The organism is Hippea maritima DSM 10411 (assembly GCF_000194135.1).
GTDB classification, from domain to species: domain Bacteria; phylum Campylobacterota_A; class Desulfurellia; order Desulfurellales; family Hippeaceae; genus Hippea; species Hippea maritima.
In genome coordinates this window covers 478,666-499,552 of the sequence record NC_015318.1, presented here as the reverse complement: position 1 = coordinate 499,552, position 20,887 = coordinate 478,666, and the positions used below count along the sequence as shown (strand labels likewise).

General features: G+C 34.7%; 17 protein-coding genes and 1 pseudogene. 11 read left to right on the top strand and 7 right to left on the bottom strand.

Annotated features, from left to right (window positions below; genetic code table 11):
- The first annotated feature begins 32 nt into the window (after positions 1 to 32).
- The 4 genes and pseudogenes from HIPMA_RS09860 (at position 33) to HIPMA_RS02525 (ending at position 5,004) form a co-directional block, all read left to right on the top strand.
- A pseudogene (locus HIPMA_RS09860) lies at positions 33 to 941 on the top strand (D-2-hydroxyacid dehydrogenase).
- Positions 942 to 1,110: 169 nt separating this feature from the next.
- Positions 1,111 to 1,497, top strand: coding sequence for a PAS domain S-box protein (locus HIPMA_RS02535; protein WP_013681504.1), 387 nt, complete (start codon positions 1,111 to 1,113; stop codon positions 1,495 to 1,497).
- Complete coding sequence (locus HIPMA_RS02530; protein WP_013681503.1) at positions 1,473 to 4,547, top strand: EAL domain-containing protein; 3,075 nt, start codon at positions 1,473 to 1,475, stop codon at positions 4,545 to 4,547. The genes HIPMA_RS02535 and HIPMA_RS02530 overlap by 25 nt, the downstream gene beginning before the upstream one ends.
- The gene (locus HIPMA_RS02525) at positions 4,531 to 5,004 is read left to right on the top strand and encodes a MaoC family dehydratase (protein WP_013681502.1); all 474 of its coding nucleotides are present in this window, start codon (positions 4,531 to 4,533) and stop codon (positions 5,002 to 5,004) included. The genes HIPMA_RS02530 and HIPMA_RS02525 overlap by 17 nt, the downstream gene beginning before the upstream one ends.
- On the opposite strand, the gene mazG is transcribed toward HIPMA_RS02525, so the two are convergent.
- From mazG to hrcA, 6 genes are all read right to left on the bottom strand, one after another.
- The gene (mazG, locus tag HIPMA_RS02520; protein ID WP_013681501.1) at positions 5,005 to 5,784 is read right to left on the bottom strand and encodes a nucleoside triphosphate pyrophosphohydrolase; all 780 of its coding nucleotides are present in this window, start codon (positions 5,782 to 5,784) and stop codon (positions 5,005 to 5,007) included.
- Positions 5,781 to 7,058, bottom strand: a complete 1,278-nt coding sequence (locus tag HIPMA_RS02515; protein ID WP_013681500.1) for a DUF445 family protein — start codon at positions 7,056 to 7,058, stop codon at positions 5,781 to 5,783. The genes mazG and HIPMA_RS02515 overlap by 4 nt, the downstream gene beginning before the upstream one ends.
- Positions 7,055 to 8,152, bottom strand: a complete 1,098-nt coding sequence (gene dnaJ, locus HIPMA_RS02510; protein ID WP_013681499.1) for a molecular chaperone DnaJ — start codon at positions 8,150 to 8,152, stop codon at positions 7,055 to 7,057. Before dnaJ ends, HIPMA_RS02515 begins: the two co-directional genes overlap by 4 nt.
- A 103-nt stretch (positions 8,153 to 8,255) precedes the next feature.
- The gene (dnaK, locus tag HIPMA_RS02505; protein WP_013681498.1) at positions 8,256 to 10,172 is read right to left on the bottom strand and encodes a molecular chaperone DnaK; all 1,917 of its coding nucleotides are present in this window, start codon (positions 10,170 to 10,172) and stop codon (positions 8,256 to 8,258) included.
- A 3-nt stretch (positions 10,173 to 10,175) separates the two neighbouring features.
- Complete coding sequence (locus tag HIPMA_RS02500; protein ID WP_013681497.1) at positions 10,176 to 10,736, bottom strand: nucleotide exchange factor GrpE; 561 nt, start codon at positions 10,734 to 10,736, stop codon at positions 10,176 to 10,178.
- Between the two features lie 2 nt (positions 10,737 to 10,738).
- Positions 10,739 to 11,749 carry a heat-inducible transcriptional repressor HrcA gene (gene hrcA / locus HIPMA_RS02495; RefSeq protein ID WP_013681496.1) on the bottom strand — a complete coding sequence of 337 codons (1,011 nt, stop codon included), beginning with the start codon at positions 11,747 to 11,749 and terminating at the stop codon, positions 10,739 to 10,741.
- Positions 11,750 to 11,884: 135 nt separating this feature from the next.
- Here hrcA and HIPMA_RS02490 point away from each other — a divergent pair, with 135 nt between their 5' ends.
- From HIPMA_RS02490 to HIPMA_RS02480, 3 genes are all read left to right on the top strand, one after another.
- Positions 11,885 to 12,304 (top strand): arsenate reductase ArsC, encoded by a 420-nt coding sequence (locus HIPMA_RS02490; RefSeq protein ID WP_013681495.1) that lies wholly within the window; start codon positions 11,885 to 11,887, stop codon positions 12,302 to 12,304.
- 147 nt (positions 12,305 to 12,451) lie between these two features.
- Complete coding sequence (locus tag HIPMA_RS02485; RefSeq protein WP_013681494.1) at positions 12,452 to 14,302, top strand: HDOD domain-containing protein; 1,851 nt, start codon at positions 12,452 to 12,454, stop codon at positions 14,300 to 14,302.
- Positions 14,299 to 15,816 (top strand): HD-GYP domain-containing protein, encoded by a 1,518-nt coding sequence (locus HIPMA_RS02480; protein WP_013681493.1) that lies wholly within the window; start codon positions 14,299 to 14,301, stop codon positions 15,814 to 15,816. Before HIPMA_RS02485 ends, HIPMA_RS02480 begins: the two co-directional genes overlap by 4 nt.
- Here the strand turns inward: HIPMA_RS02480 and HIPMA_RS02475 are convergent.
- Positions 15,805 to 16,785 (bottom strand): glycosyltransferase family 9 protein, encoded by a 981-nt coding sequence (locus HIPMA_RS02475; RefSeq protein WP_013681492.1) that lies wholly within the window; start codon positions 16,783 to 16,785, stop codon positions 15,805 to 15,807. The genes HIPMA_RS02480 and HIPMA_RS02475 overlap by 12 nt on opposite strands.
- Positions 16,786 to 16,845: 60 nt before the next feature.
- On the opposite strand from HIPMA_RS02475, the gene tsaE reads away from it, so the two are divergent.
- From tsaE to HIPMA_RS02455, 4 genes are read left to right on the top strand one after another with little or no spacing between them, the layout of a single operon-like run.
- A complete protein-coding gene (gene tsaE / locus HIPMA_RS02470) occupies positions 16,846 to 17,268 on the top strand; it encodes a tRNA (adenosine(37)-N6)-threonylcarbamoyltransferase complex ATPase subunit type 1 TsaE (protein WP_013681491.1) in 423 nt (140 codons plus the stop codon).
- Positions 17,252 to 18,073, top strand: coding sequence for a shikimate dehydrogenase (gene aroE, locus HIPMA_RS02465; RefSeq protein ID WP_013681490.1), 822 nt, complete (start codon positions 17,252 to 17,254; stop codon positions 18,071 to 18,073). The genes tsaE and aroE overlap by 17 nt, the downstream gene beginning before the upstream one ends.
- On the top strand, positions 18,070 to 19,767 hold the full coding sequence (gene pilB / locus HIPMA_RS02460; protein ID WP_013681489.1) for a type IV-A pilus assembly ATPase PilB: 1,698 nt from the start codon (positions 18,070 to 18,072) through the stop codon (positions 19,765 to 19,767). Before aroE ends, pilB begins: the two co-directional genes overlap by 4 nt.
- Positions 19,768 to 19,789: 22 nt before the next feature.
- Positions 19,790 to 20,884 carry a type IV pilus twitching motility protein PilT gene (locus tag HIPMA_RS02455; protein WP_013681488.1) on the top strand — a complete coding sequence of 365 codons (1,095 nt, stop codon included), beginning with the start codon at positions 19,790 to 19,792 and terminating at the stop codon, positions 20,882 to 20,884.
- The last annotated feature ends 3 nt before the right edge of the window (positions 20,885 to 20,887 follow it).

Here is a 20,887-nt window from a genome sequence, read left to right as displayed (position 1 = left end):
ACGGTTATTTAATCTTTTCTTGGGGAGGCTTTATGAAAATAGTGGTTTTAGATGCATTAACATTGGGTAATGTAAACTGGAAAAGATTAGAAGAATTTGGGGAATTGGAAGTTTTTAATACTACAACTGCCAATGAAGTTATAGGACGGGTTAAAGATGCTGAAGTTATCATTACAAATAAAGTTAAAATTGATAAAAATGTTATAGATAATGCTAATAAGTTAAAATTGATTCAGGTAGCTGCAACAGGCACGGATAATGTTGACATCGACTATGCAAAAAGTAAAGGAATAATCGTAAAAAATGTTGTTGGCTACTCGACAGACTCAGTTGTTCAGGTAACTTTCGCTATTGCACTTTCTTTAATCTGTAAAATTAAATATTTTGATAATTATGTTCAAAAAGACTATCCAAAAAGTAATATATTTACCCACATTCAAAACTGGTGGGAAATCACAGGTAAAACGTGGGGAATTATATGATTAGGAAATATTGGCAAAAAAGTAGCTAATATAGCAAAATGTTTTGGTGCAAGTGTAATCTATTATTCAACTTCTGGCAAAAACTTTTCAAACGAATTTAGAAGAGTAGATTTAAATGAATTATTGAGCTCATCAGACATTATTTCTATCCATGCTCCTCTTAATAAAAATACGAAAAATCTTTTAAATTTCGAGCGATTATCACTTTTAAGAGACAATTCAGTCTTAATAAATGTTGGAAGAGGTGGTATAATTAACGAAAAAGACCTTGCAAGAATTCTCAAGACAAAAAACATCTATGTTGGATTGGATGTTTTTGAGAAAGAACCAATCACCCCAGAAAATCCTCTACTAAAATTTAAAGATAGAATTATTTTAACACCGCATATTGCTTGGGCAAGCGTTGAATCAAGAGAAAGGCTTTTTAATGGAATTTATGAAAATTTAAGGGTTTTTTAACACATAGCACATAAAAACTTCTAAAAAAACAGCTTTTCACACTCGTGCATTTAAATAAATAAATTTTATAGACAAATAATAGTTTTGACAAATTAAATGTTTAAAAATACAATACATATGAGTATATAGGGTATTTTAGAAAGGGTTCCCAGAAAGATTAAGTGATAAAATGCAAAATAGTGAAATAGTAAACGCTATAAAAGATTCAACTATAATAGGAATTTATGTATACGAAGAAAAAGGAAAAATTATATTTGTTAATGAAACCTTCAAAAAACTCACAGGTTATACAGAAGAAGAACTAATTGGTAAAGTTGCAGCCGATTTAATAGAAGGACCAGAAAAAAAACTTGCTTTATACAACATAGCCGAACGCTTAAAGGGAAAAAGATTCTCATCAAAATATTCAGAAATCCACTTCAAAACAAAAGAAGGATTTTTAAAACCAGCTATAGTCTTTGCCCATACCATAACTCATCTTGGCAAACCTTTTGGCCTCGTTATGGTTATAGACAAAACACAAGAAAAAGCATACGAAAAGCTATTTTTGCCCTAAGCCAGATAAATGAACTCATACTCACAGAGAATGATGAGCTTGAACTTTTCAGAAAACTAGCCAATCTTATAGTAGATAAAATAGGATATACCGAATGCATTGTTGGAAAGGTAGATGAAGAGACAAAGCTCATAGATAAATTATTTATAAGGGCAAAATTAAAGGAAGCAGAGAAACTCACAAAAAAACACCTTATAGGTGTTGATCCTGAAAAACCGTATGGTAGAGGTTCAGCTTCAAAAGCGTATCAATCCAAAAAGGTCATTCTTATTCCTGAGGTTAAAACAAATCCAAATATGGCCTACTGGAATGAGTTTTACATTAATTTCAATATACACTCAGCATGCTCAATCCCGATAATCAAAAATGAAAGGGTTGAGTATATTATAATTCTTCTTGATACAACACCTTATGCATTTGATGAAAACCATATGGAACTTTTAGAAAGATTGCAGCTTAACCTGTCATTTGCTTTAGAAAAGATCCAGAATCAAAAGGATATGGCATTATTCAATGAAGCGTTAGAAAAAACGCATGAATGGGCAATAATAACCAACAGAGATGGTGTTATATTAAAAGCGAACAAAGCTGTAAGCGATATTTCAGGATACTCAAGAAACGAACTTTTAGGCAAAAAGCCAAATATATTTAAATCAGGCTACCATGATAAAAAATTTTATGAAAACCTTTGGAATACAATATTATCAGGAAAAACATTCTCTGCAAAATTCACAAACAAAACCAAAAATGGCTCGATTTTTTATTTAGACTCACTCATAACACCCATACTTCACAATGGGGAAGTTTATAGATTTGTAGATTTATCCAGAAACATAACAAAAGAAGTTATCTACTCAGAAAGGCTAAAGTTTCAATCAAGCTTGTATAATATATTGTTTCATCTAACAAATATATCAACTCAGATAAAATCGAAACGAGAATACCTCAAAAAACTAACAAAACTTTTTGTAAAATTCGCCCAAATAAACATCTCATTTATGATAAAGGTTCATAACAACAAAATAATCATAACCAACACCACCGCAAAAAATAGGAAATATAAAGATATGACAAAGAAACTTCAAGTTATAATAAACAACAACCCTCTATTAGCCATACCAGCCCTAAAAACACTAAAAAATGGCAGGGTTTATATACAAAACAATGCAATGGATGAAAAATTGAAACCTATAAGCGAAATAGCAACTATATATGGCATAGGTTCTTGCTGCTCCATCCCTATAAAAGAAAAAGGAAAAACAGAGGCAGCTTTAGTTCTTGTATCGACCCAAAAAAATATATTTGACAAAAAGTTATTTGAATTAGTCAACACTGTAGCAAAACAGATAGAGGTCACCTTAGGTAAAATAGATAAAGAAAGGTTTCTCAACATAGTCCTAACAGCTATAAATATAGGATTCGAGTTTGTTTTCATAGTGGATAAAAACTTAAAATTCGTGTATATCAATGATTCTTTAAAAAAGGTCTCTGGATATTCAAACAAAGATGTAATAAACAAATCCCTTATTGACTTTCTAGTAAAAGATGAGGATAAAGATTCCATAAAAAACCTTATAACCAAATTAAAAACGGGTGAGTCTATATCAAAAGCCATAACATATAGAAAAAAAGATGGCAAACTAGAGAGTTTCTTAGCCACAATAACCCCACATAAAGAAAACGACTCCGTGGAATATTTTATAGGAGTAGGCAAACAAATAACCCCAGAGAACGACTTATTAAATGAGCTAAATAAACTACTACATTACGATTCATTAACGGGACTTTTAAATTCAAAAGCGTTTGTAGAATCTATAGAAAAATTCCTTATAAGGGCGAAAAAAGAGGAACTAATCGGTGCAATAGCCGTAATAAACCCTCTATCATTCAAAAATATAAATGAAGCATTTGGTTTTGAGACAGGTAATCAAATACTCACTCAAGTTGCCCAGAGGTTAAAAAGCGCTACATTCAATTACGATATAGTGGCAAAACTTGAATCCGATAGGTTTGGTATAATTTTAAAAGATTTAAAAAAAGAAGAAGACTCATTAATCGCTTTAGAGAGAATACTCAAAGAACTAGCAAAACCATACAGAATAAATAATTCAAATATTATTCTTTCATTCAACATAGGCTTAAGTTTATACCCAAAGGATGGAACATCAACAAAAGAGCTTCTAAATAAGGCTCAAATTGCATTAGCGGATGCAAGATCGAGAGGAGAAGATAGAATAGGCTTTTTTAGAAAGAACTTTGAAACAAAGGCAACAAAACTAATAAAACTTAAGGCTGAACTTGAGTCTGCTTTACATAACAATGAGTTTAAACCCTATTACCAGCCATGTGTTGACAGAAACGGCTTAATAATGGGTGCAGAGGCATTAATAAGATGGATAAAAAATGATAAAATCATTCCGCCATCTGAGTTTATATCACAACTCGAACAATCAGAACTTATAATAAAAGTAGAAGATAAGTTTATAGAGAGTGTAGTGAGTTTTATAAGCCAAACAAAGAAAGAAGGTATACCTCCCTATCCTATTGCAATCAACCTTTCGATTAAGTCCTTAAACAGCAAAGACCTTTTTGAGAGGGTTATATTAAAGATAAAGCAAAACAAGATAGATACAAGATACCTAAAGTTTGAAATTGTTGAAAGAGCATTTTTGGAAAAGTTTGAACACCTAAATAAACTTATACTCAGGTTTAGAGAAAAGGGTATTTCATTTTCTGTGGATGATTTTGGTACAGGCTATTCTTCTTTGTCGTATCTTGCAAAATTGCCTGTGGACTTTTTAAAAATAGATATGTCCTTTATTCGAGCATTAAGTGACGAAAAAACAAGAAACATAGTAAGATCAATAATATTCTTAGCAAAAGAGCTAAATATACAGACAATTGCAGAAGGAGTGGAAACAAAAGAACAGTTTGATATACTTAAGGAGATGGGGTGTAGCTGTTTTCAGGGATATCTATTTTACAGACCCATGCCAGAAAGTGATTTCAAAAGTCTATTAATGGAAAGAAAGAATGGACAAATACGATAGGCTTATCCAGATATACAGAGACAAGCTAAACAAAACAATCTATACAGGCGAATGGGTGAAGATAACACAAGATAGAATAGATAATTTTGCCAAAGTTACAGGTGATAAACAATGGATACACACAGACCCAGAAAAAGCTAAAATTTTATCCCCATATAAAACCACTATAGCCCATGGGTTTTTAACCCTATCTATGATTCCATACCTAACTAAGAGTAATTCAAAAGAATACTTTCAAAAAAACTATCCAGAAATGAGCTTGAGAATAAATTATGGGCTAAATAGAGTAAGATTTCCCTCACCTGTTAAAGTGAACTCATCTATCAGGGCAAAAATGATGCCAATAAGTGTGAAAAGGATAGATAACGGGGTTGAAATAATCTATAAAATAACCGTTGAAATAAAAGATGAAGAAAAACCAGCCTGTGTAGCCGAGCAGATTGTAAGGCTCTACTAATCAACCTTTCAGCTGACCCTTGCACTCATCCCATAAATTATCCATCTGCTCCAAATTAACATCCTCAAAACTCAAACCCAATGATTTTAATTTATCCTCTATGCAGTTAAATCTATCCTCAAACCTCAAAGAGGTCTTTCTTAGGGCTTCTGATGCATTTATACCGCACATCCTCGCAAAATTCAAAACAGCAAATATCAAATCGCCAACTTCATTTTCTAACTCTTCCTTTTTACCAATTTCAAAAGCCCTTTTTAGCTCCAAAAATTCCTCTTCAACCTTATCAAACGCATCATCAGGGCTTTCAAAATCAAAACCAACCTTGCTTACCTTCTTTTGAATTTTATAAGCCCTTTCAATGGGCGGAAGGCCTCTCGGAAGACCATCAAGCAGATGAGTGGGCTTCTTATTCTTCTCTGATAGTTTTATCTGCTCCCAGTTTTTTAGAACCTCATCAACATCTTCAACCTTCAAATCGCCAAACACATGGGGATGACGTCTAATGAGCTTTTCATTTACCCCATTTATTACATCATCAAGATTAAATAACCCATCCTCTTGAGCAATAATAGAGTGAAAAATTACATGCAAAAGCATATCACCCAATTCTTCTTTAATGTTTTCTATATCCTTCCTATCCAATGCATCTATAAATTCAAAAACCTCCTCTATCACATTTTGCTTTAAAGAGTAAAGTGTCTGTTTTCTATCCCAAGGGCAACCATCAGGAGCCCTAAGTCTTTTTATCGTATTTACAAGCCTATCAAAAGCCTCACTCATCTTATAAGCACCTCTATCAATCCTATTAGAAACCCCAATATACCACCAAACATATTTATATAACCAAATTGCTCCTTACTTATACTTAGAATTATTTCCTCTATTTGGCCTATATCCAATTTTTGAAGCTTCTCTTTAGCATTTTTCTTTATGTCAAAATCAAATATTCTATCGCTCTGGCGCTTTATTAAAATTAAAAGGTTATTCACAATAAATCTATTGAGTTTTTTTCTCAATTGAGGAAGTATGAACTCTATAACATCATAGAAGGTGTATCTGTTTAGATTCAACCTTATCAAAGCCACCGCTTTTTTTGATATAGCCCTTTTGTCTATCGATGCGATAACAGCCTCTGAAATCTTCTCCTTAACATTTAGAGATTCCATCAACCCTTTGGCTTTTTTTGATAGGTCTACCCTTAGTTGGTCAAAGTCTTTTGAAGTGAACCTCAGAAGTAATTCATCTAATTTTAAGGATAACAACTCATTCTTCACGGCCTGTTTTATACCATTGCAAATCTTGTTTTTTATCTGCTTATCACTCATAAACGCTTTTAGCTTATCAACAATAGTGTCTACAACCCTATCGTTTTCTTCAATTAAAGGAGCAATCATAGAAACAAAACTTGCCGTCAATATATTCGAATCCTCTGCATACTCCTCAAGTGCTTCTGATAATTTTTTTCTTATCAACTCTTTAGTTTTTCTATCATCTAGCTCATCAGAGAGGTTTGCCAAAAATTGAGAAGTCACAAGTTCTAATGTTTGATTTATCCTTTTTATGGTATCATCCTTAAGATATTCGGCTATAGTTTTACTTTTATCAACCAACCCCAAAGCATTATAGGCAAGATAATCTATATTCAAATCAATTTCATCTATTTTTTGCCTAACAATCTTATCTGCTTTTTCATCAAGTAACTGAAATATATAATTTTCTACTTTATTATACGGTAACCCTACTGATGAAAGTTTTTTACTCAAAACCTCATCGAATATCTGTTGGGTGTATTGATACAGAAAACCCCTGTTATTCTTTGAGTATATGAAACGCGTGAGCTCCTTTTTATTTATAACCTTTTGTGCAACCACATCTGATATCTTTTCAACAAGCTTATCCTTCTGTTTCGGTATAAGACCTGGAGTAAATGGAACTCTAAAACGGCCAAGATAATACGGTTTCTTAGGGTGGAACAGCATCTTTATCGCAACATAATTGGTAGAATAACCTATAAAAGCACCCACAAGTGGAAGGGTAACTACGTCCCAACTCATTTAAACAGGTTCCTAAATTTGTCTAGTATGGAGTCTTTATATGTTAAATCCTCTCCAGATTCTTTTGCAAATTCCTCAAGTAACTCTCTTTGGCGTTTTGTCAGATTTGTAGGTATCACAACCCTAACTTTAACCACTTGATTACCCTTTATGCCGTTTAACTCAACCCCTTTATGTTTAAGTGTAAAAATATGTCCATTCTGGGTTCCAGGTGGTATTATAAGTTCACTTTCTCCCCATATAGTGGGTATTTTTAATGTAGCACCTAAAGTAGCCTGGGTTAGTGAAATAGGAATTTCAACGTATATATCCCTACCCTTGCGCTTGAAAAACTCATGTTCTTTTACGTGAATATAGATGTATAAATCACCGTCTGGACCGCCGTATTTCCCTGGATTACCTTTGCCTTGAATACGGATAATATTGCCGTCATCTATTCCCTGCTTAATATTAACCTCTAAACGCTCTTCTTCATAGACATAACCAACACCACCGCAATGTGGACATTTCTTAGTTATAATCTTACCCGTTCCGCCACACTTAGGGCATGTTTTTGTAAAAGAAAAAAAGCCCTGCGAATAGGATATCTCTCCCATTCCTCTACAATATGGGCAACTCTTCATTCCATCTTTAGCTGCACCTGTACCCTTACATTCAGGACAAATCTGTCTCCTTTTTATAGTGATTTCTTTCTTTGCGCCAAATACGGCCTCTTTAAAATCAATCTCTAAATTAACCCCTATATCATCACCCTTTTGAGGCCTTCTTCTTTCTTGGCGATAGTCACCAAACAAATCGCCAAACATGCTGGATAGGTCTGCAAACAAATCATCAAAGGCGCTTGAAAAGTTAAAGCCACCCTCAAAACCTGAATCGGATTCATCCACCCTTCCAAACTGATCGTATTGTGCTCTTTTTTTGGGGTCGGATAGTACAGAATAAGCCTCGTTAATCTCTTTGAATTTTTCTTCAGCCTCTTCGCTATCTGGATTCCTATCCGGGTGATATTTTATGGCAAGTTCCCTAAAACGTTTCTTTATCTCCTCCTGAGATGCATCTCTTGAGAGACCTAAAATTTCATAGTAATCCTTCATGGACAACCCCTCACAAAAAAGTTAAGCCCACAGGCCCATAAATAATAAAAAGGGGATTGAATTTCTTCAACCCCCTTTTTGTCAAATTCTGCATTCTTTTTTATTATTTAGAGGTGTTGTCCTCTTCAACCTCAGCCTCTACAACCTCTTCTTCATCCTTGTTAGAGGAGTTTGCTTGGGTTTGATCTTCAGTCTGGCCTTCCTTGGATTCTGCCTGCGCTTTCTTGTAGGCCTCCTCAGCCAGCTTATGGGATTTCCTGGCCAACTCCTCCATGGCCTTTTCTATCTCCTCTTTTGAGTCGCTCTCCATTGCCTTCTTGAGATTGTCTATAGCTTCCTGAATCTGTTTCTTTTCCTCATCGCTAACCTTATCGCCAAAGTCCTTCAAGCTCTTTTCAGTGGAGTATATCAAGGAGTCTGCCTTATTCTTGGTTTCAATAAGCTCCCTTCTTCTTCTATCCTCTTCTGCGTGGGCTTCTGCCTCTTTTACCATTTTCTCTATCTCTTCCTCTGTTAGGCCACTTGATGCTGTAATCCTAATTGCCTGCTCTTTGCCGGTAGCTTTATCTTTAGCTGTAACATTGAGTATTCCGTTTGCATCTATATCGAATGTAACCTCTATCTGAGGTATGCCCCTTGGGGCTGGTGGAATACCCACAAGCTCAAACTTACCGAGCGTCTTGTTATCCTTTGCAAGCTCCCTTTCACCCTGTAATACATGTATCGTAACGGCTGTTTGGTTATCCTCAGCTGTTGTGAATATCTGACTCTTCCTTGTTGGAATAGTGGTATTCCTTGGTATTATCTTTGTCATCACGCCGCCCAATGTCTCTATACCTAAAGACAGAGGCGTTACATCAAGCAACAATACATCCTTAACATCGCCTTTCAAAACGCCACCCTGGATAGCAGCACCTAAGGCTACTGCCTCATCCGGGTTTATATCTTTTCTTGGCTCTTTGCCAAAGAACTCTTTAACAACCTCCCTAATCTTGGGCATTCTTGTCATACCACCGACCAAGATAACATGGTCGATGTCGCTTGGTTGCAGACCAGCATCCTTTAAAGCTAGTCTACATGGCTCAAGTGTCCTTTCTATTAAAGGCATAACAAGTTGCTCGAATTTAGACCTTGTTATCTTCATAACAAGGTGTTTTGGACCACTTGAATCGGCTGTTATAAATGGCAAGTTGATCTCTGTCTCCAAAGCACTGGATAGCTCGATCTTTGCCTTTTCACACGCCTCTTTAAGTCTCTGCAAAGCCATTGCGTCTTTTCTTAAATCTATGCCATTTTCCTTTTGGAATTCATCGGCTACATAATCTATTAAAGCCTTATCAAAATCATCACCGCCAAGGTATGTGTCACCGTTTGTGGATTTAACCTCGAATACACCATCGCCTATCTCAAGTATGGATATATCGAATGTTCCACCACCCAAATCATAAACAGCTATTTTACCTTCTTTTTCTCTATCAAGACCGAATGCCAATGAAGAAGCTGTAGGCTCATTAATGATTCTCAAAACATTCAAACCTGCAATTTTTCCAGCATCCTTGGTTGCCTTTCTCTGAGAATCATCAAAGTATGCCGGAACGGTAATTACAACATCCGTGATTTTTTCACCTAAGAAAGCCTCGGCATCACTTTTTAGCTTCTGTAATATTTTTGCAGAAATCTCCTGTGGTGTATATTCCTTGCCATCTATCTGTATACGACAATCACCGTTTGGCCCTTCAACAACCTTGTAAGGCAGCCTGCTTATAGCCTCCTGAGCTTCCTTTGAGCCAAATCTTCTACCTATAAGCCTCTTTACTGAAAATATTGTCCTTGTTGGGTTTGTTATAGCTTGTCTTTTTGCGGCATGCCCAACTAAAATTTCACCTTTATCGGTAAATGCCACAACGCTTGGCGTTGTATTTGTACCTTCAGCATTGGGTATTACCCTTGGCTTACCTCCCTCTATGATAGCCATACAAGAGTTCGTTGTTCCTAAATCGATTCCTAAAACCTTTCCCATCGTTTATTCCTCCTTATCATTGTTATTTTGATTTTCATTGTTAGCTGAACCTGCGCTGACTATAACCTTTGCAGGTCTTATAAGTTTATCTTTGTAAATATAACCCTTTTGAACCGTTTGAATAACCGTATCCTTAGGCAGCTCATCTGATGGTTGTGTCATTAAGGCATCGTGAAGATTTGGGTCAAAGTTTTCTTTCTCAGGACTGATCTCCTCAACCCCATGCTTTTTGAGCATATCTTTAAATGATTTAATAGAAAGCTCAATTCCCTCAATAATGGCATCCTTGTGCTGATAAGCCATCTCAATGGCCTTTTCAAGGTTGTCAAGTATCGTTAAGAAGTCATTTATAACAGAACGTTTTGCAGATTCTTTTGCATCCTCTATCTCTTTCAGGATCCTTTTTCTGTAATTATCAAATTCGGCATAAAGTCTTAAATATTCCTCTTTTAACTTATTGTACTCCTCCTGATAGTCCTTCTGCTCGGTTTCTTTTTGCTCTTTAGGTTGACTATTTTTTGTATCCTTGAGTTCCTCATTCTGCCTATCCTTTGGCTTTTCCATTCTTATCCTCCGATATTTAAAATGTCATTTATTTTCTTTTTGGCTGATTCTATAATGTTCATCATTTCTGTATAATCCATATTAATAGGACCAACAACACCTACTACACCAATATTTTTATCTAAATATTTATAAGCTGAAGACACAAATCCTAACTCATCCAATCCAGGTAAAGGTAACTCATCTCCTATTAAGATAAAACGTTCACTCTTTATCGCACTTCTTATAAGCTCAAGCAAGGTTTTTCTATCTTCAAGTGTTTTTACAAGCTTCTTGAGTTTTTCTAAGTCTCTCTGAAATTCCGGATACTTAAAGATATTTTCAATACCATCAACCATAACCTTGGGTTTTTGGGCTTCTTTCTTAAGATTATATATAAGTGTTTCACATTGCCGTCTTTCTCCTTCTAAATAACCCCTTAGCTCATCTGCAATCTCTTCTAACGAATACCCTTTATACTTCTCACTGATAAATTCAGAGAACTCCTTCAATTCTGTATCGGTTGGTGTTTTTTCAACAGACACAACCTTTGTCTCCATAATATTGCTATCAGAAACCAAAACGCATAGAATCTTGCCATCACCTATCCTAATAAACTGGATGTTTTTAATTTTTGTTTTTGAGAAATCAGGCATTGTAAGAACACTCACAACTTCACTCAAAGAAGACATTGTATCTAAAATCTTATTCATCTTATCATCTAAACTTCCAAAGGTATCGTTCAATGGTATCCTTTCAAATTCACTTTTAAGCTTAGGGCTAAAGTTCTGCATTATCATGTCTATATAAAATTTTATACCTTTAGGAGTGGGTATTTTACCACCAGATGTGTGTGTATGAGTAAGATAGCCCATCTCCTCTAAATCTAACATTACATTCCTCATTGTAGCAGGCGAGAAATTTAGATTGTATCTCTTTGTTAAAACCCTTGAGCCGGCTGCTTGTTTATGCTTTATGTAGTTATCTACTATTATGCTCAAAACCAGCACCTTTCTTTCGTCCAATCTACTCATTAGCACTCACCTCAACTGTCTGCTAACAAAATAATCAAAAAATGATTTTTGTCAAGCTATAGTATATGATTTTTTTAAAAAACTACACAGTAATAATTCAATCGGTATAATTTTAAAAATTCAGGGGGTGTGGAGATGAAAAAGAAACTCCTATTTTTGTGTACAGGCAATTCATGCAGAAGCCAGATGGCTGAGGCATATGGCAAGCTATATCTAAGTGATATATTTGAAATTTACTCAGCAGGGACAGAAAAACACGGTGTAAATCCATACACCATAGAAGTCTTAGAAGAAGAGGGATTGAACACAAAAGACCTCTACTCAAAAACACTTTCAGAACTCGATGATATAAATTTCGATGTAGTTATAACTCTATGCGACGATGCAAACGAAAAATGCCCAGCTTATCTTAAAAAAACAAAGTTAATTCATAAAAGCTTTAAAGACCCAGCTAAGGTAAAAGGTGATAGAAAAGAAATACTCAAAGCTTTTAGAAAGGTTAGAGATGAAATAAAAAATTACATAAAAGATGAGTTAAGCAAACAATTCATATAGAGCACAAATTATTTATAAATTTTTCCTAAAATTTAAACTTTACATTTTAGAATGAGTCAGTTAATATTAAAAAATGAAAGTAATATTAAACAGCAAGGAAATTATGAATAAGTCTAGAGTATAATAGTTAAAATAGAAAAATAGAGTATGAGTAAAGAAAAAGAGATTATAATTATATTTGATGATCCCCTCAGAGGGTTTGCAATAATTAAAAAACTTCAAGAGAGCGGCTTCAAAACAAACAGCTTCAAACTAAGCAATCTACTCGTAGATAAAATAAACAAAGATGCAGCGGCCGTTATATTCTTATTCAAAAAACCTTTAACGGGCATAACCAAAACCATAGAAAAACTCAAACGCCACCTAAACAAGGCTTATTTTATAGCCATATCTTCTCAGAATTTCGCATTTTGGGAAAAATCAGGTGTTGACTATATAGCTAAAAGTCCGTCTATGGTGTTAGGAGTTCTGAGCAAACAAAAGGAAAAACCAAAGTTGGATGTACCCATAAACAGCCAGGAATCGGCAGAAAAAATACTCAGACAATACAAAAATAGGATAAGAATATTGGTATTCCGTTTTGAAAACTTCTCAGATGAAAATATACTCTCGATGGCACCTATTCTAAAAAGCGTATACAATAACCTTAAACGAGCTGACGGTTTCTTGATTATAGAAAACTTTGGTTTTATTGTGATACCTTATAACCAGAATGAAACAAGGGGAATAGAAATACTTTTAAAAAAGATAGAGTCATTTATCAAAGAAAACAAAACTGATGAAATGAAAGTAAAGCTATCTTTTTTGGGAATAGTTGAATTCAACCCTTCAAAAGACAGTCTGAATAGTATTACAGAAAACATAAAAGCCAAAGAAGACATAGCAAAATACCTAAAGCCCCAGACTCAAACCCAATATACAAGTTTAGAAGAGTTATTAATGTTGCCATTTATAGTAAACTCAGCTATTGAAACGCTAAATGAGGAAACGGTCGCCCATCTTTACTACGATCCTGAGTTCAGGAAAATAGTAAGTCCATTTATAAATCTAAAAAGTGCAAGAAGGATAGCACAACTCAAAGGAAAAGCCTCTGCAGTTAGCATAGAAAAAGCAAAAGAAAAGTTCATAGAAAATCTAAAAGATATAGGTAAATTTTACGATAAAAACAGAAAAAACGAATTTTTAAGCACCCTGACATCCAATATTCAACTTTTTAGCTTACCTGAGGTCCAATCCAATATTATTATGCTGATAAACGAAGAAGCACCGTTCAAAAAGATCATAAACGAAATACAGAAAGACGCCGCAATTACAACAAAAATATTAAAATTTGCAAACTCGGCATTCTTTGGGCTAAAAAGAGAAATCAAAAGTATAGAAAAAGCGGCTATTATGCTTGGAACAGAAGAAATATTAGGAATATCCCTAAGCATATCATATTTAAATTTCTTCAATTCATCTTATACAAAAAAGCTATACAAATATTCAATAGCCTGCCTATCAATATCAAAATTTATAGAAGAACAAGCAGACATAAACACAGGTGCAACACTTGCAAGCGTAATCCATTCCATAGGTGATATGTTTTATGCACAATATCATCCAGATGAGTACAAAAGGTTCATAGATTACATAGAAGAGGAAAAAATACCCTACGAGGTTGCAGAATTGAAATTTTTACCAGCAGCAAGTGTAAATGTAGGCTATGAATTGGCTATACTCTGGAACTTGCCAAAACGCATTAGGAAGACCATAAAATACTACCTCTACCCTGCTGTTAAGTCAAAGATGGATTCAGCCCTGCATCTAATACACGCATCGAGCGTCATAGCAAAGGCATTGGGCTATTTCTATGGCAACTACTCCATAGATAATCTAAACTACCACACATACAACTTATTTTTAAATAAATTTAAGGTTAACCTATTAACAATGTTCGAAAAACATAGGGAAACAATAGAAGAAAAAATAAACGATATGGTTTATATCCTATCATGAAGATAAATGAATTAGTAAAAGATCTAAGCAAAGATTTACAAGACATAACGCAAGATATAATGCAAATAAGTGGGATACTCTTGAAAGATATAGATTTAAAAGAAACAACACAAAGCCAGATAAGACTCTCTTTAATAAAACCACTTGTTAAATTGAACGTTGATTCTATACATATAGTAGATAAAAGCGGCAAAGTTAAGTTAGGTTTTCCTCAAAATGGACTATACTCAATAAATATAAAAAATCTATTAAAGCACGGTGAAATTTTCAATAGTCCGGTAGTAGCAAAAAAGATATTTAAAAACGAAGGTTTATCCAATTTTATCCTTAGAAAACTACAATGCAGTGATGAATACATAGTTGTAGCCATAAACAGCAAAACAAAGCCTTACAGAGTAAAGCTAATACATACGGTCATTGCTATACTGGATGAAAAAATAGAACTTGCAAAACTCACAAGTAAATCAAATGCATTTTCTTTATTAAGACTTCTTATTGAGATACTTTATAGGTTTGACAAGGAAACCTATATGCATTCATTCAGGGTCAGAAAATACGCAGTGCAATTGGCAAAAATATTAAACACGCCTGAAGATAAGATAAAAGATATAGCACTATCTGCCATGTTGCATGACATAGGCAAACTATTTCTCCCGTTTGATGTGTTAAAAAAGAACGACAAATTATCAAAAGAGGAATTTGAAGCCATAAAAATGCATGTAATTAAAGGGCATGAAATACTTAGAGCATTGGGTTTCAAAGAGGAAATATTAGATGCTGTTTTGCATCATCATGAAAAGATAGATGGAAGTGGCTATCCTGATGGAACAACCAAATTAAGCGATACAACCGCTATAATTGCAATGGCGGACATACTTGATGCTGTACAATCCGCAAGGACATACAAAAATAAAACAGGATATAAAAAACTCATAGCAGAAATAAGGCAGTTTGAAGGAAAACTTCCGCAGAACATAATCAATGCTGCTGAAAAATTAATAACATCAGATACCTTCTGGATAATAAAAAAATTATCATCTAAAAAGGAAAAATCTATAAAATACGCACAAACGGGAAATGATATTTTTGGGCAATTGGTTCAACTAAAAAACGAGAATAAAGGCTTAGAACACCAAATAAAAGTGTACAAAAAAATAATAGAGGCAACCCAAAAGAATTACGAAAAACTCTTATTTGAATTAAAAGGTAAGGTTGTTTCAGACGGTAAAGAAAAAAAATCCAAACTCAATACAATCTATGAATTTATAAAAGATTCAGAAAAAATTGAAGGTATAGCAGTCATAGAAAATGGCTCAATCAAAGAATTAGTAGGCAAAATACCTTTAGAAGCACTAAATAAAATCATTCTAGAAGGTAGCCGCAGTCTAAGAACAGAAAATGGCTTAATATACCGCATAGTATTAGATGAATCAGAGATATGCGTTCTTTTCAAAAAGGAAGCCAAAAAGCTATCAAAATCCAGTGAACTTCTTATAAAAAGTCTACTCAGATAAAAAAGCAAGGCTTTTTTCTAAAACAAAATCAACATCTAATTCTTTATAACAAGCAAAGTTAAACCTACAGCCTGATGGGTTATTGCACGGCTGGCATTTTAAACCTTTATAAACAAGTAATGTGTTATTGTTCTCCAAAAACCACCCACTTGTTGGACCGCATACAACCACTGTCTTTGTATTTTGACTCACACCCACATGAGAAGCAAACGAATCATTTCCTATCATAAAACTTGCATTTTTTATAAGTGCTGCAAAGCTTTTTATGTCAAACGGTTTTTCTATTAAATGGGCATCTTTGATAAACGATGAACACTTTATTCCAATTTCCCTTTCTGCCTCTGAACCATAAACCACAATAGCTTTTAGACCAAAATGCTTTGATAACTTGCTGGCAAGCATACCAAATTTTTCTGCATCCCACATCTTGGTTTTTTTTCTCGCTGCTGGCGCAACTACGAAATAATTATCTATATCCTTACCCTTTAGATACTCAAGCACACTTCTTTCTACAGTATCGGAGAAAAACAGCTTGGGCATGGCCCTTTTTGGATTTTCTATACCAACAGCTTTAAGTAAATCCAGTCTTTCAAAAGGTGTATAACCTCTGGTTTTTTTCTTTATCAACGTATTGTAATAAAAATTATTGCCTTTTCTGTCAAAGGCTGCCCTTATTTTTGCAGAAGACAAAAAGGTTAGCCTCTTTGAGCGACCCGTTCTTTGAATATCTAAAACAGCATCGTAGTGGTTAGCTCTTATAACCTTTGCAACTTTAAACTCCCCAATTAAGCCATCTTCCAGAACAACTATATCATCTATAAATGGGTTTTCACTTAATATGGGATAAGCTACTTTGGATGTTAAAAAATGAACCTCGTAAGATGAGTCAAAGACTTTTATAGCTTCAGCCAAAGGAGAAGATAAAAGCACATCTCCCAATTGCCTTATCTGAATAACAAGAATTTTCATCGGATACAATTATATCTTTAAAGCTTGAATTGTAAAGCTATTAATAGTATAACTTAAAATATGATTAACAACAAAAGTTATGTAAGCAAAAGTGAAAATGAAACTAAAAAGATAGCAAAGGAAATAGTAAAAAATCTTATATCAAATAAAAAAAGGTGTGTAGTTTTTTTAAAGGGGGACTTAGGGAGCGGAAAAACAACCTTTGTGAGATTTGCTTTGGAGGCTTTGGGTTTAAAAGACGATGAATTTGAGGGCAGTCCAAGCTTTACACTGGTAAACGAGTATAAAGAGGGTATTTTTCATATGGATTTATATAGAATAACAAGCGATGAAGAGCTCATAAACTCAGGAATTTACGATTATTTCTCGAACGAAGGCATATTTTTCATCGAATGGCCAGATAAATTAAAAATAAAACCCGATATTGTAATAGAGTTTAAGGACAAAAACGGAGGAAGAATAATAAATGTACATTCAAGCTGATACAGATGTCTACTGCGTTATAGGAAATCCAGTAAGACACAGCCTCTCCCCCATACTTCATACATTTATGTTTGAATATTACGGTATAAATGCTGTTTATGTAGCTTTCGAGGTTCAACATATAAAAGAAGCTATAGAAGGAATAAAAGCTCTGGGCATAAAAGGCGCAAACATTACTGTTCCCTTTAAAAACAAAGCATTTGAACTTATAGATGAAACAGACGAGGATTCAAGCTTCCTTCAATCAATAAACACTATAAAAAACATAAACGGCAAATTATACGGCTACAATACAGATTTTTTGGGTTTTAAAGATATGTTTATGGAATACACAAAGTTTTATAGTGAAGAAGATGTTGTAGTTGTGCTTGGGGCCGGCGGAGTGTCGGTATCTGTCATTTATGCACTCTATAAATTGGGCATAAAAAGAATATTTCTCTTAAACCGGGATATAACAAAAGCAAAAAATATTCAAAAAAAGTTCAACGACAAAATAGAGATAGAAGTTGGCAATTTAAATGATAAGGAGATCATAAACAAAGCCGATGTAATTATAAACTGCACATCGGTTGGTTTAAAGGGTAACGAAACACCAATAAATACCAATTGGATAAATGAGTCTATTGTCGTAGATGTCATCTATTTTGACACACCCCTCCTAAAGGCGGCAAAACAAAAAGGGTTGACAACCATAAATGGTATGGATATGTTTATTGGACAAGCTTACTATGCATTTAAAATATGGACAGGTATCGATTTTAGCAAAGAAGCGGCACAAAATCTACTGGGAGATATGGAGCTATGACAACTTTATTAGGCCAACTTTTATTATGGAATAATGTTATAACTCAACAGCAACTTGATGAAGCCTTAGAGGAACAGAAAAAAAGCAAAAAAAAGCTTGGGACTATACTTATAGAAAAGGGATTCGTAGATGAAAAAATACTGAATGATTTTTTAAGCAAACAATACGGTGTAGAAAGTGTAGACCTAAATTCTATAGATATATCGAAAGACGTAATAAAAAAAGTTCCGCCTCAAATAGCAAAAAAGTATACATTAATACCTGTAGCTATAGAAAAAAACAAGATAAAAGTAGCCATATCAGACCCAACAAATATATTTGCTTTAGATGAAGTAAGATTCGTCACAGGCATGAATGTTATTCCATTGTTTTCAAACGAACGCTCAATTTTAAGGGCTATAGACAAATATTATGGAACATCAACAGAACTTGAAGAAATTGCAGATGAAATAGCAGAATTTTCATCTGATGTAAACGTAATAAAGGAAGAGGAAGAGGCCGAAGATGTAAAAGATTTAGAAAGGTCTGCAGAAGATGAACCCATTATAAAACTTGCCAATACAATACTATCAAGAGCTGTAGTAAGCGGGGCAAGCGATATACACATAGAGCCTTACGAAAATGAACTAAGAATAAGATATAGAATAGACGGTAAATTAAAAACAATCATGACATTCGCAAGAAGTATGGCTCCAAAGCTAACATCACGCATCAAGATTATGTCAAAACTAAACATAGCAGAAAAAAGATTACCACAAGACGGTAGAATAAGAATAAAAGTTTCAGGAAAAGACATAGATCTCCGTGTATCCACGCTTCCTACGGTATACGGCGAAAAGGTTGTTATGAGAATATTAGACAGAAGTAATGTACGAGTCGACTTAGAAAAATTAGGATTCGAAGATGATGATTTAACGAGATACCTAAAAGCCATACAAAAACCATACGGAATGATATTGGTAACAGGCCCAACAGGAAGTGGAAAATCCACAACTCTATATGCTTCTTTAAACAAGATAAATAAAGATGATGTCAATATAATGACCGTTGAAGACCCGGTTGAATACAACCTTGACGGAATAAATCAAGTTCATGTAAAAGAGGATATAGGCTTAACATTTGCATCTGCGTTAAGATCGTTCCTACGCCAAGATCCAGATATAATAATGGTCGGTGAAATAAGGGATTCAGAAACAGCAGAGATAGCAATAAGGGCTGCCTTAACAGGACATTTGGTCTTCTCTACCCTCCATACCAACGATGCTCCCTCCACAGTAATGAGGCTTGTTGATATGGGAATAGAGCGTTACCTCATAGCATCTTCCTTGATCTTGGTTTTAGCCCAAAGGCTCGTAAGAAAGATATGCCCATATTGCAAAAAGCAATTAGATGTACCCCCTGAAGCTTTGGAGGAAATAGGGTTTTCGAAGGAGGAAGCAAAAACTGTAAAGGTGTATAAAGGCGAAGGATGTGATTATTGCAACGAAACCGGATACAAAGGTAGAGTAGCTTTGTATGAGGTCATGCCAATTTCAGAAAAAATTAGAAGAATGATACTAGAGAGTGCAAGTGTTGAGGAAATAAGAAAACAAGCTATCGAAGAAGGAATGGCAACCTTAAGGATGAGTGGACTTAAAAAGATTAAAGAGGGTGTAACAACCATTGAAGAGGTAATGAACGTAACTTTTAACTAAGATAACAAAGAGGGGAGATAAGATGGGTAAAAAGGCTCAAGATTTAGTAGAGCTACTGGAAAAGATGATAAGCATTCAGGCATCGGATTTACATATAACAGCCGGCGCAAGACCAAAGGTAAGAGTGGACAGTGAACTTATGGACATGGAAGAATACGACGAGCTCTCCCCAGCCGATGCCCAAAACCTCTGCTACAGCGTAATGACAGAACTACAGAAAAAAACATTAGAGGAAGATTTTGATGTTGACTTTTCATTCGGAATCCCAAAACTATCCCGCTTCAGGGCAAATGTTTATATACAAAGGGGTACAATAGCAGGCGCCTTTAGAATGATACCATTTGAGATACCCCAGTTTGATAAATTAGGCATACCACCTGTAGTACAGCAATTTGCCCACTTAAAAAAAGGAATAGTATTGGTTACAGGACCAACAGGAAGTGGAAAATCAACTACACTTGCTGCGTTGTTGGATAAAATTAACGCAGAAAGAAAGGTGCATATAATTACAATAGAGGATCCAATAGAGTTCACATATTCGCACAAATTAGCCCTTATAGACCAAAGGGAGGTTGGAAGTGATGTAAAGAGCTTTGCCTCAGCCCTAAAGCATATACTTCGCCAAGACCCTGATGTAATCCTTATTGGTGAGATGAGAGACCTTGAAACAATACAGGCAGCTTTAACCGTTGCCGAAACAGGACATTTGGTCTTTGCAACACTTCACACAAATTCAGCTCCAGAAACAATAAACAGAATAATAGATGTATTCCCACCCAATCAGCAAGAACAGGTCAGAACGCAGCTATCTGTTGCACTCCAAGGGGTTGCATCCCAAACCCTCATCAAAAGAAAAGATGGCAAAGGCAGGGTATTGGCCATGGAAATAATGATACCAAACTCAGCCATTAGAAACCTCATAAGAGAAAACAAGATACCTCAAATTTACTCATCGATGCAAATGGGCCAAACAGAAACAGGGATGATGACCATGAATCAATCAATAATTAGTCTTTATAAAAAAGGATTCATAAGCTACGAAGCAGCTATCGAGGCAAGCAATGATAAAAAGGCAATTCAAAGGGAGCTTGATAAAATAAGATACGCAAAGGGGTAAAGT

Coding starts and splice junctions, on each gene's coding strand:
- HIPMA_RS02480 (WP_013681493.1), top strand. CDS start 14,299: ATGAAGATAAATGAATTAGTAAAAGATCTAAGCAAAGATTTACAAGAC.
- dnaK (WP_013681498.1), bottom strand. CDS start 10,172: ATGGGAAAGGTTTTAGGAATCGATTTAGGAACAACGAACTCTTGTATG.
- HIPMA_RS02500 (WP_013681497.1), bottom strand. CDS start 10,736: ATGGAAAAGCCAAAGGATAGGCAGAATGAGGAACTCAAGGATACAAAA.
- HIPMA_RS02490 (WP_013681495.1), top strand. CDS start 11,885: ATGAAAAAGAAACTCCTATTTTTGTGTACAGGCAATTCATGCAGAAGC.
- HIPMA_RS02455 (WP_013681488.1), top strand. CDS start 19,790: ATGGGTAAAAAGGCTCAAGATTTAGTAGAGCTACTGGAAAAGATGATA.
- aroE (WP_013681490.1), top strand. CDS start 17,252: ATGTACATTCAAGCTGATACAGATGTCTACTGCGTTATAGGAAATCCA.
- hrcA (WP_013681496.1), bottom strand. CDS start 11,749: ATGAGTAGATTGGACGAAAGAAAGGTGCTGGTTTTGAGCATAATAGTA.
- HIPMA_RS02515 (WP_013681500.1), bottom strand. CDS start 7,058: ATGAGTTGGGACGTAGTTACCCTTCCACTTGTGGGTGCTTTTATAGGT.
- HIPMA_RS02535 (WP_013681504.1), top strand. CDS start 1,111: ATGCAAAATAGTGAAATAGTAAACGCTATAAAAGATTCAACTATAATA.
- pilB (WP_013681489.1), top strand. CDS start 18,070: ATGACAACTTTATTAGGCCAACTTTTATTATGGAATAATGTTATAACT.
- mazG (WP_013681501.1), bottom strand. CDS start 5,784: ATGAGTGAGGCTTTTGATAGGCTTGTAAATACGATAAAAAGACTTAGG.
- dnaJ (WP_013681499.1), bottom strand. CDS start 8,152: ATGAAGGATTACTATGAAATTTTAGGTCTCTCAAGAGATGCATCTCAG.
- tsaE (WP_013681491.1), top strand. CDS start 16,846: ATGATTAACAACAAAAGTTATGTAAGCAAAAGTGAAAATGAAACTAAA.
- HIPMA_RS02485 (WP_013681494.1), top strand. CDS start 12,452: ATGAGTAAAGAAAAAGAGATTATAATTATATTTGATGATCCCCTCAGA.
- HIPMA_RS02475 (WP_013681492.1), bottom strand. CDS start 16,785: ATGAAAATTCTTGTTATTCAGATAAGGCAATTGGGAGATGTGCTTTTA.
- HIPMA_RS02525 (WP_013681502.1), top strand. CDS start 4,531: ATGGACAAATACGATAGGCTTATCCAGATATACAGAGACAAGCTAAAC.